We start from the raw sequence: 17091 nt of genomic DNA, 5'->3' as shown, positions 1-17091 counted from the left end.
TTTGAATGGTTTCGGATAAGAGCTTCGTTGCTCCTGGAAATCCTGACGATAAGGGTGATCGCGTCCGCTTAAAATACGCGGACACCATCGCCCTTAAAGCTAGAGTTCGGAAGGTGAGTTCGCCGGACGCTTACACTGCACGCACCGATCCGCACATGCAGCATTACGGAATGTCCTCTAAATAGAATTATCTAATGCGTCGAGGCATAGACGCCTGAGCCTCGCTCCGGGTAGCTCTCATACACATGCTCAAACACTGCTGAGCACTTCAGGTTGTAGAGTTCGGGCGTATAGGCGCGGGGCAGGCCGAGGTCCAGTGCGTCTTCAATGGCTAACTTTAGTTGTGAGCGTGCAGTGGATTTCTGTCGCCAGTTGATAACGAGCAATTCCTTGAGGCGGGCCAGCAGTTCTCGGGCGGCCTTCTTGACCGCAGTAAGCTCTTCCGGGCTGAGGTCTGGTGCAGGACGAGTGAGGATGTCGAAGATGACCAGCTCCTCTTCGGTTACGTTCTCGCGGACATGCCGTTCCTGCTCCTGATTCAAGTTGTTGGTTAGGTCTAACAGCTCCTGATAAAGCTCTTCAATGCTGCGACTGCCGGCGTTGTAGCTCTCAATCAGCGCTTCAAATTTCTCGGCAAAGTCGGCGCGAGTGCGGTTCAGCTGGATCATTTTCTCAAGCTTGGCGCGAATCGCTGACTTGAGTTGCTCAAGGTCGGTGTTCTTATGCTTGGCTTCCTTGAAACGCTTGGCCAATGCTTCGAAGTTGATCTTTGATAGATCCAGCGCCGGCGGCCCTTGCTCGCGGATGGCATGCCCGGTGATTGAGCCATCCAGCAAGCCGTTGATGTTATTCATTACCAGCGAAATGTCAGGCGGGGTCGGGTTCAGACTGGTACGTATACATTCGGCCAGCGTCGATATGCAGGCAACACGACTGGCAAACTCCAGCGCAGACGGATCAGGTTTGACTGCCTGGTACAGCGTGCTGACTAGCCTTTCATGCGCAAAGAAGTCACGCCGCAGTGAGTCAGGTGAGATCAGTTCGTTCATTGCGTCAGCGATGCACTGCAAGCGCTCTAAGCCACCAACGGGTGTTGCCTCGATCTCATCCAATATCACGCCATGAGCGGCGCAGAATGTGGTCGCTTCAGCCACTGACCTACGCAAGTCATCAACCAGCTGCTGCTTGTCTTTGACCGGCTTCTTGCCATTTTTGCCCGCGCCGTAGATGGCCAACGCCTTTTCCAGGGAGGCGAACACATTGGCGTAATCGACGATGACACCACTGTGCTTGCCAGGGAAAACTCGGTTGGCACGCGCAATGGTCTGCATCAAAGAATGGTTTCGCATCGGCTTGTCGAGGTAGATCGTCGAGCAGCTTGGTGCGTCGAAACCGGTCAGCCACATGGCACAAACGAAGGCTATGCGCAGCGGGTCTTCGGTGTCCTTGAACTTCTCATCCAAGCCCGGATTCGACTCGTACATTCGTTTGCGATGCGGTTCGATATCCAGCCCTAAGCTCTGCATTTGCTGAATTTCGTTTTGCCCTGGTGAAACAATCAGGGCCATGTCTGTCGTGATCAGTACCTCTAAGCGTTGTTTCAGTTCGGCTGCGCGTACATCGCGTCTTGCCTGGTCTGGGGTCATTCCGCCGCTATGTGCTTGGTATGCGAGTTCACCCAGCTCTTTTTGCACCTGCGCGGTTTCAGCAGCCCAGTACTGCTTGACCTTGTCGTACATGCGCAGCGCAGTGGCTTTATCAATGCACACCACCATCGCCTTACCAACGAAGCCACGACCCAGGAAGTGCCGCACGATGTCGGCAGCCACAGTGTCCAGTCGATCATCGCGGGTGATCAGATGATATTGCCGGCCCAGCTCGCGCTCCAGCTTGGCTTCTTGGTCTGGGTCGAGTTCGGCATCTTCGATCAGTTGATAGATGTCCTCGTTCAGGTCCGGGTTAATAAGCTGTAATTCTGGCGTGCGGTTCTCGTAGAACAGCGGCACGGTGGCGCCGTCTTCGATGGACTGCTGGAAGTCGTATATCGAAACGTAATCGCCGAAGATTTCTTTGGTGCGTTCTTCGCCGGCAATCAGCGGCGTGCCGGTAAAGGCCAGGAACATCGCCTTGGGCAATGCAGAGCGCATGTTCAGCGCCAACGTGTCGTATTGGCTGCGGTGCGCCTCGTCGGTCAGCACGATCACGTCAGAGCGGTCACAGAGCAGTTCCGGCGTCTGAAACTTATGCACCAAGGTGAACACGTAGCGGTGGTTGCCACGCAGCAGTTCGCGCAAATGTGCGCCGCTGGCGGCATGGCACTCATCGCCTTCTGCCTCACTGACTGCACCCGTAGCTTTGAAGGTCTTGGCGATTTGCTCGTCCAACTCCACCCGATCGGTCACGACCACGAAGGTCCAGTTGCCGACCAGCTTGCGCAGCACCTTTTGCGCGAAGAACACCATCGAGAAGCTCTTGCCGCTGCCCTGGGTCTGCCAAAACACGCCGCCGCGACCATGGCCCAGCTTGCGTGCCTCCAGCATCGAGGTTATGGCATTGTTCACCCCTAGGAACTGGTGGTTCTGGCCGATAATCTTGACCAGTCCGGCCTTGTGTTCAGAAAACAGGGTGAAGTTCTCGACCAGATCCAGCAGGCGGCTAGGGTCGCATGTACCCCGCAGCATCACTTCCAGCGACACCCGGCGCGGCTCATCTTCGTGCTCGATACGCTTCCATCTAACCCAGCGTTCCCAGTCGGCGGTCAGCGAGCCGACCAAGCTGTCTGTGCCGTTGGAGGCAATCATCAATGCGTTAAACCAGAACAGCCCAGGAATCTGCTGTTTGTAGTGCGTCAGATTCTCGTCGAATGCAGCGCGTGCAGGCACTCCGGGCTTCTTCAGCTCGATCACCACCCAAGGTAATCCATTGACGAAGCCCACTAAGTCGGGACGGCAGGTATAGAGAGCGCCGGTCACGCTGAATTGGCTGACCAGCAGAAAGTCGTTGTTCTGCGGCTGTTCCCAGTCCACTACACGCAAGCGCTCAATCTTCTGGCCGCCGTGTTCATGGTCGGGCACGGACACCGTGATGCCTTCCTTGAGCAGTAGATAGGTCTCGCGATTGGCGGCTTCCGCAAGCATGGCGGAGCGGTCGCGGGTCAGCTCGTCAATGGCGGTGGTGATGGCTTCAGCCTGCAGCGCTGGGTTGAGCTTGCACAGCGCCGCGCGCAGGCGGGCGGCCAGAACGACCTCGCTCTTGGTTTCGCGCCCTAGAGTGCCGCTGGCGCCGAAGGTTTCTTCCATTGCCGACAGCGTCTGCCAGCCAAGAGCAGCAAACAATCCGATGGCAGGTTGCTCGACGAGTTGGTCTTCACTGTAGGCGTAAGCGCTCATTTCTCGGTCGTCCTTGAGGTCAATCTAGCCAGAGGGCTAGCGCGGTAGCAGTGGGTCGTGGGGGTGAGAAGGCCTTGTCACAGTAGGCTTTGACAATAACGGCACGCACTCCAGCTTACTCAGGCTCTTTTTCATGCTCATGCGGAGGGATCTACGTTGATCTGGCCGGAGAGCAGGCGCGGTAGTAGCAGGTCGCGGGTACGGCGGAGGTTGATGGTTTGAAAAACCAGCGCTTGCATTTGCCGAATCGACGGCTCAATTACTGCCGAAAATTGACGGGCAACTTCCACCGTGGGTATGACGACAGGGTACTCTTCAAGCACGTGCCAATTTGCACGCGGCATCTTCGAGCCATTTGAGGTTGCTGTTGCATGAGCGACAAACTCGTCACTTGAAACGCAGCTAACGACGATTGCGTAATATTCGAGTTGCCGTGCGCGAATGACGATGGTGTCCGCTGAACACAGGCCGTCGAACGGGGCGATGCTTACTTTATGAAAGTACGGTCGAATTTTTCCGAAGAGAATCTCACCTTTCTTGAACTCAAGTTTGTTTGAGCCGAGTTCATTTGTTTCTTCCCACGCATCCAGTGTAAGCGACCGACGCGGTATGTGTTCAAGGCCAACATACGGCTGTTCTTCTTCAAGCTTGCCTTTGCGCACGTTGCGTCGCATTTCTTCGGCAAGGTTGCCCAGCTTTCTCACCTCCCACCCCTGCGGAATCTCGCCGAGAGAGGAGGTGATGCGTGGAATGCTTTCGTGGCCGGGGAAGCGGAAGTGGACGAACCATTCGCGGTAGAGGGCGCGGACCATCGACTCCAGAGTCTTGATGCGCCGCTGGCTGTTCTCGATGAGTTCGTCGTAGGCAGACAGAATGTCTGCGATGCGTTGTTGGACGGCGGGTGGTGGGAGTTCAATCTCAATCCCCTTCAGCAGCACGATAGTGAAAGCCGACTGCGACGAACCAATCGTGCATTTCTTAAGCTCAGCTTTGCCTTGGGGCGAGCCAATCCAGTAATAAAGGAACTGGCTGTTGAGCCCCTTGAAATTCCGAAACCAAGTCAGGTTTCCATCTTTGAAGTAAAAGCGATCGCTGGGTTTTACAACATAAACGGAGCCGAGAGTTCCAACCGACGTAAGCAGTAAGTCACCTTGCCTAGGTGCGCCAAACTTACGATCAATTTCCCTGAATTTTTCTTCTGTAATGAATAGTTCTGTAGAGACGTCCAGGTTTCCTTTGTACTTTTCGGTGATTTCACGCCCGCGATAAAAGGGAACTCCTTCGGAAACGTAGTCTGCTGCAAAGATGCGCTTACTTGAGGTGATCTCGCATAACTCATCCATGCGCTTTACGGGCCAGGTCGCCATAATCACGACTCCAAAATGCCAGCCACATTCGTGGCAATGGTTTGTTCTAGCTCACGCGCTTGAGCATTCAGCGATTCCAGTTCCTCATTCAGGGTTTCCAGCTGCTCCTTGAAGTCCTCGTCGCTCACATCCTCGCCCGGCGCGACGCCGACGTAACGACCGGCATTGAGTGACCAGCCCTGGGCTTCGATCTCTTGCAGGGTGGCGGCCTTGCACAGACCCAGCACGTCGGCGTAGGCGGGCTGCTCACCGAAGGTCTCTTTGAGCTTGGCTTCAGCATCCGCACCGCCAAGGGTGAGGTCGAGTGCTTCGCCGCGATACAGGCGCACAAGGTTAGCGATAAAACCGATCTGGGCGGCCGTCCAGTCGCGGTGGGCGCGGTCGATCTGGCGGTAAATATGGCGGGCGTCGATAAACAGCACCGTATCGGCACGCGAAGTATCGGCCTTGCCCTTGTCGAGGAACCACAAGGTAACGGGCAGAGTGACGGTGTAGAACATATTGGTGCCGACGGCGACCATTATATCAACAGCACGCGCTTCAATCAGTTGCTGCCGCATTTCCTGCTCGGAGGAGCGTGCATCGGAGGCCGAGTTGGCCATTACGAAGCCGGCGCGGCCTTGAGCATTCAGCGACGAGTAGAACAGCTGAATCCACAGGTAGTTGCCGTTGTCAGTGCGCGGCAGGCCGAAGGGGAAGCGGCGACCAGGACCAACCATGTCACCTAGGCGCTCTTTGTCTACGGCATTAACGTTGAACGGCGGATTGGCCAGTACGAAGTCGAACTGGCCGACGGCATTGTGCGGGTCATCGTAGTAACTGTTGACGTTGCCGCCATGGCTTATCTGGCCTTCCAGCCCGTGTACTGCCAAGTTAAGGCGGCACAGGCGGCCAGTTTCATCGGTTTTCTCGACACCACAGATGGAGAGTTCGGCTGCGGGATTTTTCTGGTGCTCGGCCACAAAGCGCGCGGACTGTACGAACATACCACCCGATCCGCAGGCGGGGTCGAGAATGCGGCCGTGGAAGGGTTCAATCACTTCGGTGAGCAGGCGCACTATGCTGCTAGGGGTATAGAACTCGCCACCGCCCTGGCCCTCGCTCATGGCGAAAGCACCGAGGAAGTATTCGTAAATGCGGCCAAAGGCGTCGTAGTCGAGGGTGGCCGGTATCTCGGAGACCTTCTTCAAGAGCTCCTTGAGTAAGGTGCTGGTGAACAGGTTATAGGTCTTGGGCAGCACGCCTGCGAGCTTGGGATTGTGCTTCTCGATCTCGCGCATAGCTGTGTTGACAGCACCACCGATGTCCGACGCCTCAGGCAGGGTAAGCAGATGATCGAAGCGCGCTTCCTCGCTCAGGTACAGCGTGCTTTCCGCATGGTAGGCCTCTGGTACATCTACCCGGCTACCCCGGCGAGTTGAAGCACCTTCTGCGTCAAGCTTAGTTCGCAGCAAGGCAAAGCGGACCTCTGCAAAGCGCAGGAAGATCAGGCCGAGGATAGGCCCGGAGTATTCCTGTGCTTTCAAGCCTGAGTTGGCGCGAAATTGGTCAGCGGCATCCCATAGGCGTTTTTCAAGCGAGTTGGCGGTAGCGTCTCTTTCGGATGGGGCGATCCATTGCATGGTCAGTCTTTCTCAATCTGGTTCAGCCTGTTGAATGGTGCTCGGGCTTGCTGAGGCTGAACGTGATTGTCCTAATGTAGGACGTTCAGTTCCTTTCGCCTTGTTCAATTGCTTGCCCGAGCTTGCGAGGCTTAGACGCCATCGACGTGTGTGGCGCATTAAACGCTAAATTCAGGAGGCAGGTAAGATCTTCTTATACGTCTGGCCAAGTCACCACCGGAGCGTCAGATTTTTTGTGTTCGGGCCGGTAATGGCCTACCGCCAGGAAGGCCCTGATTTTCCCCAGCTCGGCTCGATGAACCGATCCCCGTACAGAATTGCAAATTGATTCATCACACTTTTCCAATCATGCGCCGCCGAGCCCCAGCTTACCGTGATGTTTCGCAGCCCCAGCCATATCAGCTTGAAGGCGGCGTCATCGTTCAGGAAATGGCCCAGGGTCTTGATGATCTTGCGTAGCCGAGCATTGATGCTCTCGATGGCGTGGTGGCATAGAACACTTGCCCGATAGCCAGCGGGAAGACAAAGTATGGAATTACTCGACTCCAAGCGCGTTTCCAAGCAGCCAACACCGTTGGACACTGCTTGCCCCAAGGCCCGCTTTCAAACTCATTCAATGCCTGGCCGCTTCTGTATTGATGGCGCGGTGAATTGGTTTCAGCGCTTTGGCCAGTTCTCGACGCTTGTCCCACGCCGCATAGTCCAGGATGTTGCGACCAGATTCACAATGCAGGTCTGCTGTGTCGTTTCTGGAAACACTGCACTAAGGGCCTCTGGCACGCCTTTGAGCCCATCGGTCACAGCAATCAGTACATCCTCGACGCCACATTTCCTGAGGTCGTTGAACACCTTCATCCAGAAATTTGTACCCTCGGTGTTCTCGATCCAGAAGCCCAGGGTATCGCGCGTAACGTCGGGGAGAACGCCCAGCGCCAGGTAAATAGCCTTGTTGCGCACCAGACCTTCTTCGCGGATTTTCACCCGTAATGCATCAAAGAAAATGACCGGGCACATCGGCTCCAGTGGCCGCTGTTGCCACATGCCAATTTCTGCCATGACCTCATCTGTCACAGAGCTGATGAAATCGGGTGAACCGTCTGTTCCGTACTGCTCGGACAGAAATGCCCGGATCTCTCTGACCGTCATTCCACGGTCGTACATGGCGATGAATTTGTCATCGAATACGGTGTAACGGCACTCATGCTTGGGGATCAGAATGGGCGCAAAACTTCCGTCTCGATCGCGGGGGATTTCCAGCCGCAACAGGCCATCCCCGTCAAAGCCGTCTTTCCACTCTTGCCGTTACGCTTGTTGGATTCATCCTCTGGGCGCTGCGCGCCTGGCGGATACCCTGGCCTCAACGAGCGTTCGGTCAGGGCCTTCTTGAACGCCGCAGAGGCATCCTCAATAGCCCCTGCGGACATCAGGGCTTCACCGAACAGCTCGACCAGCTCTTTGGGGATTTTGGGCAGGTCAAGCAAGGTTTTCTCTTTGATTGGCATACATGCACCTCACTCATGTTATGCCCGAATACAAAATTTCTGAAACCCTCTCTTCCATCGGAATCTAGACCACTCAGCGTTCCAACTGGTATTCCAAGCAAGTTGACCAATAGATTATTAACCAAAGAAAACAAATAGATACCGACTTGTTTCAGATTACCCCGGCCCAAATGATCAAGGGTTTCAGCGCTACTGGGCTCCGCAGAAGTTTTTTAGTTCCAGGCGATTTGGTATTCCCAACGGTACTCCCAACTCCCCAGCGCAAATGCTGGGAATACCAAAAGGTGTCAAGGACTACCTCTCATGTACGCCCCCTCCGATCGCCGCTCAAGGCAGTCAAACCAAAAGACCAGGACTACGCCCTCACCGATGGCAACGGGCTCCAACTGCGAGTCAGGGTCAATCGCTCGATAGGCAGACATCGACTTCGACAAACGCATCTGGACCATCCCTGCGGAGAGAATGAAAAAGCGTCGTCTGCATACCATCCCTTTGACCGAACATGCACTCTCGCTATTGGAAACGCCCAAGCCCCTGCCCGCCTATGCCCTTCAAACAAAGCCCCTGGCGCAATTCACTCTTGTACGGGGGCTCTGCGCAAAACCAACATCGCAATGAAAACCGCACCGACGCCCCCCACCGTGATCATCAACCCATGCTCGCTGACGTAGGACACTGTGGCCCCCGTGGCAATGGGCCCCAACACGCTGCCCAAGGTATAGAACATCGCAATGGCCGTCATGGCGGTGGACACTTGATGTTCTCCAACCCGGTCTCCCGCCTCGATCACTGCCAGGGTGTTCATGCCGCCAATGGCGCCTCCCCACAGGAACACGATAATCGTCGCCAACCAAGGAAGCGGCTGGCTGAACGGAATGGCCAGGGTGCCCAACAACAGTATCAAGCCGCAGACTAATTGGCCGACTTTGTACGAACTGCGGTCGGCCATCCAGCCGATCGGCAGTTGCAGGACGGTGCCGCCAATGCCGAACACCGATATCAGCAAGGTGGCGGCGGTCAACAGATAACCGGCCGAGAGGCTGTAGCCTGCCAGGAACGATACGGATGAGGTTTCCGAAAAGCCTGCGATAAACGCGCCACACAACGCCGTGGGGATGACGCTGAACAACTTGCCATGGCGTTTTTCCGCCGGGGTTTGCGGTCGCGTATCGTAGCCCCTGAGGGTAAAGGCCAGCGCACCGGATAACAACACGATCACGGCACAGGCGTAGTAAGGCGCGGCACTCCCGACGCCGAACACAACCAACAGCAGCGGGCCAACCGCAATACCCAGGCCCATCAAGGTCTCATGCACGCCGATCGCCCGGCCGCGCTCGTCTTTCGAGGCGACCGCGACGATCCACGTATCGCAGGCAATCCAGCGCAGGATCAAGCCAATACCGAGCACGAAGTTCAGCAAAAAAATCAGTACCAAATGGGTAGTCAAGGTCATGCCGATCAGCGCAGCAATCGTCAGCGCTGCGCTGAGGATATTCGTCTTGATGAGCCCCAGATGGGCCAGCAAACGCGGAACCCATTTGTAGAGCAACAGGATCGCCAACCATGAGGCACTGACAATCACCCCGATCTTTGCCGGCTCGACGCCTTGCTGTTCCAGCGAAAGCGACAGCAGCGGAGTGACGGTACCAATCTGCACGATCTGCGACAGGGCCGAGAGGGTGTTTATCTTGGTGAGCGCAAACCAGCGTTGTTTGTCGGTGTACTCAATACTGGCATTTTCCATTCGTGACCGACCTTGGCTAGACAGCGGTAAAGTGTTCGAACTGCCACGGGCAGAGCTCACCTTCGGGCTTGTGGAATAGAGCATTAATGGTGTCCAGAGGCGTCCAGTCGGTCTGGATGCCTTCGAGACTTCCGAGGAAGGGTAGAGCAATTTCCAGCACCCGACGATGATCCATCTGTTCCGGCTCGACGATCCCGCGGTCGGGGTTTTCGATGGCCCAGAGGATGCCTGAATACACACCGGCAGCCACTTGCAGGCTGGTGGCCGTGTTGAACGGGGCAATCTGCCGTGCCTCGTCGATGCTCAGGATCGAACCGTACCAATAGGCGTTCAGGGCATGGCCCATGAGCAGCACGCCAAGCGCGTCGACACCACCTGGGGCAATCTCATCGTTCAAAATCCGTTTACTGTCCTGGAGTTTCCAACCCCTTCCGACATATTCGTGCACCGACAGCAGTGCATCGTCGCAAGGGTGGTAGGCGTAATGCACCGTTGGCCGGTACAGCAGCACGCTGCCATCCTTAACCGTCAAAAAGTCGGGAAGCGAAATGGCTTCGTTGTGGGTGATCAACAGACCCGTGCAGGGACCACCGTTGGGAGTCCAGGTTTTCACTGGCACCGAGGCACCGGGGCGCTCGAGGTAGATTGCATTATTTGAACCGAACGGGTGATGGCGAGCGAAGGGTGGCCAGGTTTTCTCGTGGGAACCCCAGCCCAGTTCGGCGGGCTGTCCGGCTTCGCTGACGAACCCGTCGACTGACCAGGTGTTGACGAACTCGTCATCTGACTTGATGCGTGACGAGCGTTGAGTGTCGCGTTCAGCGATGTGTATCACCTTTACGTTCAGCGCCATCGCCAGTTCGCCCCAGGCTAAGCGCCCCTGGGCCTCAGGCACGGCCACGCCGAGTTTCGCGGCGAGCTGCAGTAATGCCGCTTTGACGAAGTGCGAGACCAGGCCCGGGTTCGCACCGTGAGTCACGACCGCAGTAGGACCCGGCCCGAGCTCATCTCTAAGGGCCAGCAACTGGTCGCGCAACGCGTAATTGGAACGCTGCGAGGTGGTCAGAGTGGGTTCGTTGTACATGCCCTCCCAGGGTTCGATGCAGGTATCGAGATACAGCGCGCCTTGAGCATGGGCAAACCTAATCAAATCAGCACTGCTCACATTGACCGATAGGTTGACGATGAAATCACCACGCTGGACCACATCGCGCAACACGTGCCCAAGATTCTCGGGCGTCAACGCCACGTCGATAAAACTTACCCCCAGTTCGACGAACGGCTGGTGTTGCTCTATCTGCGGAGCGATGACCACAACCGATGAGAGGTCGAATGTGTGCGCGCGGACCAGCAGCCCGATGGTCGCTTTGGTGATCGAGCCGAAGCCGATAAACACCCATTTTTTGCCGGAAAAACTCGCTTCCTTGCTCATTTCAAATGGCCTCTAGAGTGGACTCGGTTGCGTCCAGGTGTTGGCTGCCTGGGGTGGCGGTCTCGCTGAAATCCGGTAGGCGTCCGGTTGCGAAAAACTGCTCCCATTCGCAAAATATCTTGGGCACGTAAATCAACGGCATATCGTGTCGATACAATGCCTTTACCGACTCTGCAAACGCCGGATCCTGATGATTGGCGAACCAGTATCGATTGTTGTCATGCAAGTAGACTGGACACTTTTCAACGTTAGTCATATTGATGTAATTGCCCAGTGTCTTCTCAGCGATACGCTGCCACCCCTGTAACACCCACTCGTAGAGCTGACCGCGCTCTGCCGAGGTCAACTCGTACACCTCGCGCTTGAACTTCTGCACGCTCATGTCGCGACAGAACATTGAAAAGGCATACACATCAGAGTTGAAGTTGACCGCTGGAATCGGCGCTGACATCAAAGGGTCATAAAGTTCGTCATCCAGATCATCTGATTGCGGACAAAACGCCACCGCATCAAAGTCTTCGAACAACACTTTAACGTTGGTAACCGGGCACGTTAGATAGAGCTTTTTGTTTAGAGCGTGGCCCGTAGCCAACGCTTCGGCAGAGAACTCACTGAGCGGACTGAAGAGCGTAGACAGCCGTCGAACTTCTTGAGCCACGCTGTACGTGTTCTGCTCTACGCTGGTGGTCGGGCAGATGATTAGACAAGCTACTGCTTCTCTGGCCTCGAGCGCTCGCACATAAGTCTCAAAGCTAGCCCTGGCCTCTTGCGCGGTTCGAGCAATAGCCAGCATATAGCGATTCTTACTGAACTCTCGTCTACCCGCCGCGCATCCCAAGCAACTGATGAACCAATCTTTTATTTCATCCAAAATTTTCTGATCGTCCATGGATCACCGTCCTGATCGCTTTCCAGGTTTTGTGACAAACAGGTATGAGAACGGCCTTAATCGCTCTGGATTCGGCCTGGTTACGAAGCGATTAGTACAATGCAGACATTCTAAAAACCAATACTTTTAAGAAATAAGGTTATAAAAATCTTTAACCCGAAATGGACGATTTCTGAAAGATCATGTTGCACCGGCTTACGCACGTAACTCGCCAATTATTCATCGGATGCATACTTGCTCTTCGCGTGAGGGATCAATCGTGCTGTTAACTCAAAGTAGTAAAGAGTCACTGGTGCGGAGCCGCTCAGGTAATGATTCAGAAACCATCTCACATGTTTTTCTCGCCGGGACCAGGGAGTCACGCAACCCCAGCGCTCAGGAATTGCCTCGCGCAATTGCTGCATCAGTACCCGGCCTTTTCCAAGGTCGCCACCCTGTGTGGTTCGGCGTACCTGCTGTATATCACCTACAGCATCATCAAAAGCGTGCTGGCAAAAAAAACCGCCACTCATAGCGTTTGATTTGGGCGCCAGAGCGACCACAAGGCGCAAGCGTCGAGTCACCATGTCGTTTCAACGACGCTTCGCCTTCGCCAGCTCAGCGATCAGAAAATCCCTGAACGCAGAAACTGCCGCCGGTAAATTGCGTCCAGCCATGCTTTGCAGTTCGATGCGCCGTGCCTGCATGCCTTCATCAAGGATCGGCAAGCATTGCAACTGCTTGTCCGCTACCTGTTTGTGCAAGGTCATTTCGCTGGCCAGACTGATGCCTCCCTCTTCACGAACGAAACTGTAGAGCGCGGCAACGTAATTAGTGGTCAAGACCGGATCGAACAACAACCCCTGTACACCGCAACAGATGTCGAACAGTTGCCGTATCGTGGTATCGGCCTTAGGCAACGCAATGGGCCAGGGTTGCAACTCGGCGAGGCTGACTGCTTCACGCCCGGCCAAGGGATGAGAATTGGAGACCACGGCAAAAATCGCCCCGCTCAAGACATGTTCGACCTTGATTTCCTTTTGCGGGGTCAGGCTGAAAGTCATCGCCAGATCGGCTTCACCGGAGCGAACCTTCTCGGTCGCTTCAGCGGGTGCACAGACCTCCAACGTGAAATGAATGCCCTGGTACTCACGCCTGAACGCGCTGATGCTCGTGGGCATGTATTCCAGTGCAAATCCTTCCGAGCAGGCAACATGCACATGACCCCGTTGCAAGCCATGCAGCTCGGTAATTTCCAGCACCACCTGTTCGGCCTCAAGCTGCGACTTGCGCGCATAAACCGCGAGTCGCGCCCCCGCCTCGCTGAGCACCATGCCTCGGGCACGACGCTCAAACAGGCTGGCATCCAGGGCCAACTCAAGCTTGGAAATTTGTCGACTCACCGCTGACGCCGCAACATTCAGCCGCAGTGAGGCCTCGCTGATCGATCCGCATCGCGCGACTTCAAGAAAATAGCGCAGTGCCGTGGACTGCACGCCATACAGCTGCATCGGTGCCCCCAAGGATTGCCTTTTCGGCAAAGGAAGTATCGAAATATTGTGCTTGTGGCATTGATAGCCCTTCCCTACATTCGTGTCCAGACCAAAAAAAACAGTGCCTGACCTTTTCATCCTCCTTTACGCATTTGCGATTCGCTGCCCTTTGATTCAACCACTCTCGCCAACGGAGACGACGGCATGGGCATCAAAGGTTTCGCTTGCAGTATTGCGCTGATGGGCCTTATCAGCAGCTTTCCGGCACATGCCGGCAAAGCCAACGACACCCTGGTTTACGCTTCCGACAGCGAGCCTGAAAACATCAGCCCCTATCACAACGATTTACGCGAAGGCGTGATTCTCGGCCGGCTGATCTGGGACAACCTGATCTACCGCGATCCCAACAGCGGCGAATACAAACCCATGCTGGCCACCAGCTGGAAGCAGGTCGACGACACCACCATCGACTTTGAGCTGCGCAAAGGCGTCAAATTTCACAACGGCGACGCCTTCACCGCCGACGACGTGGTGTTCACCCTCAACTACGTGGTGTCGCCCGAAGCGAAAGTCGTTACCGTGCAAAACGTAGACTGGATCAAGAGCGCCGAAAAAACCGGTGACTACAGTGTCCGCCTGTACTTGAAGAAGCCTTTCCCGCCGGCACTGGAATACCTGTCCAACGCCGTTCCGATGTTCCCCAAGCAATACTTCGAGAAGGTCGGCCTGGCCGAATTCAGTCGCAAGCCAATGGGGACCGGGCCGTATAAAGCCGTGTCGGTGGTGGCCGGCGAAGGCGTGACCATGGAGATCAACAAGGACTACTTCCCGGATAGCCCACAAGGCCAACCACATATCAGCCACCTCAAGTTCCGCGTGATCCCGGATGCAGAAACCCGCCTGGCCGAGTTGATGACCGATGGTGTCGACTGGACCTGGCGTGTCACCTCGGACCAGGCGGTCGACCTCAAAGGTATGCCGAACCTGACCGTGACCAGTGGGGAAACCATGCGCATCGGTTTCCTGATTCTTGATGCCCGGGGCACCTCCACCGAAAACTCTCCGATGAAGAACCTCAAGGTGCGTCAGGCCATCAACCATGCGATCAACCGCAATGCGCTGGCCACGCAATTGGTGGGTGGCGAAGCCAAACCCTTGCAGGTTGCCTGTTATCCAGGCCAGTTCGGCTGCGATACCACCGCGGCCACGGTCTACAACTATGACCCGGCCAAGGCCAAGGCGCTGCTCGCCGAAGCCGGTTACCCGAATGGCTTCGAGACAGAAATCTTCGCTTATCGCGACCGTGATTACGTCGAAGCCATCATCGGCAACCTGCGCGCCGTGGGTATTAACGCCAAGCTGCGCTTCCTGAAGTACGCCGCCCTGCGCGATCAGCAGCGTGGCGGCAAGGTGCCGATGTCGTTTCAGGCCTGGGGCTCGTTCTCGATCCTCGACACCTCGGCGTCGGCCGGTACCTGGTTCAAGGGCAATCCGGACGACAACATCAAGGACCCACAAGTCCAGGGCTGGTTGCAGACCGCCGACAATGCCCTCGACCCGCAAGTGCGCAAGGACAACTACCGCAAGGCCTTGCAGCGCATCAGCGAACAGGCCTACTGGGCGCCGCTGTTCAACTACTCGATGAACTACGCCTACACCTCCGAACTCGCGTTCACGCCGTACCCGGATGAGCTGCCGCGTTTCGTTCAGTCCAGTTGGAAGTAACCCGCAACCGAGCGGATTGATCGAGAGGTGCCGTGGCTTGCGGACCAACCCGCAGCACGGACACGTCCTCACACCTGTCATCCATTGGATATGAGGAAACTTGCCATGCTTGGATTCCTTTTGCGCCGCCTGGGCATCGCTATTTGCGTTGCGATTACCGTGTCGGTGATCAGCTTTTCTCTTTTGCATCTGTCCGGCGACCTGGCCACGGCCATTGGCGGGCCGGAAGCCACCAGCGAACAGATCGAACAGATCCGCGTGCAGTACGGCTTGAACAAACCACTACCGACCCAGTACTTCAACTGGCTGGGCGATTTGCTACGCCTGGACCTGGGCAACTCGTTTTTCTTTCAGGAATCGGTCTACAACCTCGTCGCCAGCCGCTTGCCCATTACCCTGGGGTTAGGGGCCATGGCGCTGGGTATCGCCTTGCTGGTAGCGATTCCACTCGGCGTGCTGGCCGCGGTCAAACGCGACACCTGGGTTGACCGACTGGCCTTGAGCATCGCGGTGCTGGGCCAGGCAATGCCAAGTTTCTGGTTTGCGCTGATGTTGATCGTGGTGTTCGCGGTGACGCTCAAGTGGCTGCCGGTGTCCGGCAACTCGACCCTGCTGCACTTCGTCATGCCGGCCATTGCCCTGGGCTACTACGCGACGCCGGCAATCATGCGCCTGACCCGCGCCGGCATGCTTGATGTGCTCAGTTCCGATTACATCCGCACCGCCCGCGCCAAGGGCCTGCGTCCTGCCCGCGTGTTGTTCAAGCACGCACTGCGCAACGCCTTGATTCCGGTGGTCGCGCTGGCGGCGGTGGAGTTCGGCTTCATGCTCGGCGGTTCGGTGGTGATCGAAACCGTGTTCTCCCTGCAGGGCATCGGTCAACTTGCCTGGGACGCCATCGCCCGTGACGACTTTCCGGTGGTACAGGCCGTGGTCCTGCTGATTGCGGTGATCTACATCATCCTCACCTTGCTGGCCGATGTGCTCAACGCACTGCTCGACCCGCGCATTCGCGTGCGCTAGGAGGCTTACATGAACACCTCTACTACCCTCGCGATCAATGACTACCTGCCACCGCCAAGCAGCCTGAGCCGAATACTTGGCAAGAGCTTTCGTCATCGTGGTTTCGCCGTCGGCGCGGTGTTGTTGCTGATCATCTTCGCCGGTGCCCTGTTTGCGCCATGGCTGGCACCTTACGACCCTTATGCGCAAGACGTGATGCTGCGCATGAAACCGCCGGTATGGATGGCCCACGGCACCTGGGAATACGTGCTCGGCACCGACAAGCTGGGCCGTGACTACCTGTCGAGGCTGCTCTACGGCGCACGTATTTCGCTGTTCATCGGCATTGCGGCGGCGCTGATTTCCGGCTTTATCGGCACCGTCATGGGGCTGTTGGCGGGCTACTACGGCGGCAAGGTCGATGCGTTGATCAGCTATCTGATCACCACCCGGCTGGCCATGCCGGTCGTGATGGTCGCGCTGGCCTCGGCCTCGCTGATGGGCGGCTCACTGAAAGTGGTTATCGTGCTGCTCGGCTGCCTGTTATGGGATCGCTTCGCGGTGGTGGTCAGGGCCTCGGTGCAACAGATTCGCGATGCTGAATATGTGGCGTCGGCCCAGGCGCTTGGCTGCTCGACCCTGCGCATTCTGGTCAGTGAAATCCTGCCCAATCTGGTCGGCGCGCTGATCGTCGTCGCGACGCTGGAAATGGCGCACGCGATCCTGCTGGAGTCGGCACTCTCGTTCCTCGGGGTCGGCGTGCAGCCGCCGACGCCGTCCTGGGGTTTGATGATCGCTGAAGGCAAACCCTACATGTTCTTTTCCCCATGGGTCATCGCCATTCCCGGCGTTGCCCTGATGATTCTGGTGCTGGGCATCAACCTGGTCGGTGATGGCCTGCGCGATCTGATCCTGCCCGACGGCCGTAACTGATAGACCGCCGTAAC

At 56.5% G+C, this 17091-nt stretch carries 11 protein-coding genes and 1 pseudogene; 4 read left to right on the top strand and 8 right to left on the bottom strand.

The genetic code is table 11. The annotated features are described in order from the left end of the window. Positions 1-191: 191 nt before the first annotated feature. The 7 genes and pseudogenes from ACODSV_RS12030 to ACODSV_RS12000 form a co-directional block, all read right to left on the bottom strand. The gene (locus tag ACODSV_RS12030) at positions 192-3389 is read right to left on the bottom strand and encodes a type I restriction endonuclease subunit R (protein ID WP_120248823.1); all 3198 of its coding nucleotides are present in this window, start codon (positions 3387-3389) and stop codon (positions 192-194) included. 137 nt (positions 3390-3526) lie between these two features. After that, complete coding sequence (locus tag ACODSV_RS12025; protein WP_120248822.1) at positions 3527-4756, bottom strand: restriction endonuclease subunit S; 1230 nt, start codon at positions 4754-4756, stop codon at positions 3527-3529. 2 nt (positions 4757-4758) lie between these two features. Continuing rightward, a complete protein-coding gene (locus ACODSV_RS12020) occupies positions 4759-6378 on the bottom strand; it encodes a class I SAM-dependent DNA methyltransferase (RefSeq protein WP_120248821.1) in 1620 nt (539 codons plus the stop codon). 255 nt (positions 6379-6633) lie between these two features. Continuing rightward, positions 6634-7880: pseudogene (locus tag ACODSV_RS12015) on the bottom strand (IS256 family transposase). A gap of 574 nt (positions 7881-8454) precedes the next feature. Then, complete coding sequence (locus ACODSV_RS12010) at positions 8455-9624, bottom strand: MFS transporter (RefSeq protein ID WP_150095357.1); 1170 nt, start codon at positions 9622-9624, stop codon at positions 8455-8457. A 16-nt stretch (positions 9625-9640) separates the two neighbouring features. Then, positions 9641-11056, bottom strand: coding sequence for a saccharopine dehydrogenase C-terminal domain-containing protein (locus ACODSV_RS12005; RefSeq protein ID WP_150054221.1), 1416 nt, complete (start codon positions 11054-11056; stop codon positions 9641-9643). 1 nt (position 11057) lies between these two features. Further along, positions 11058-11945, bottom strand: coding sequence for a hypothetical protein (locus tag ACODSV_RS12000; RefSeq protein ID WP_024077463.1), 888 nt, complete (start codon positions 11943-11945; stop codon positions 11058-11060). A 395-nt stretch (positions 11946-12340) separates the two neighbouring features. Here ACODSV_RS12000 and ACODSV_RS11995 point away from each other — a divergent pair, with 395 nt between their 5' ends. Next, positions 12341-12466 (top strand): hypothetical protein, encoded by a 126-nt coding sequence (locus tag ACODSV_RS11995; protein WP_489078263.1) that lies wholly within the window; start codon positions 12341-12343, stop codon positions 12464-12466. A gap of 51 nt (positions 12467-12517) precedes the next feature. Here the strand turns inward: ACODSV_RS11995 and ACODSV_RS11990 are convergent, their stop codons facing one another. After that, positions 12518-13435 carry a LysR substrate-binding domain-containing protein gene (locus ACODSV_RS11990; protein ID WP_024077465.1) on the bottom strand — a complete coding sequence of 306 codons (918 nt, stop codon included), beginning with the start codon at positions 13433-13435 and terminating at the stop codon, positions 12518-12520. Positions 13436-13621: 186 nt separating this feature from the next. Between ACODSV_RS11990 and ACODSV_RS11985 the strand changes: the two genes are divergently transcribed. The 3 genes from ACODSV_RS11985 (at position 13622) to ACODSV_RS11975 (ending at position 17077) form a co-directional block, all read left to right on the top strand. Beyond that, the gene (locus ACODSV_RS11985) at positions 13622-15142 is read left to right on the top strand and encodes an ABC transporter substrate-binding protein (protein WP_024077466.1); all 1521 of its coding nucleotides are present in this window, start codon (positions 13622-13624) and stop codon (positions 15140-15142) included. Between the two features lie 105 nt (positions 15143-15247). Beyond that, the gene (locus ACODSV_RS11980; RefSeq protein WP_024077467.1) at positions 15248-16165 is read left to right on the top strand and encodes an ABC transporter permease; all 918 of its coding nucleotides are present in this window, start codon (positions 15248-15250) and stop codon (positions 16163-16165) included. A gap of 9 nt (positions 16166-16174) precedes the next feature. Beyond that, the gene (locus ACODSV_RS11975; protein WP_150095474.1) at positions 16175-17077 is read left to right on the top strand and encodes an ABC transporter permease; all 903 of its coding nucleotides are present in this window, start codon (positions 16175-16177) and stop codon (positions 17075-17077) included. Positions 17078-17091 lie beyond the last annotated feature (14 nt).

This window comes from Pseudomonas sp. FG86 (assembly GCF_057808775.1).
The sequence above is the reverse complement of the archived record's forward strand: the minus strand, read 5'-3'. Positions and strand labels throughout refer to the sequence as shown.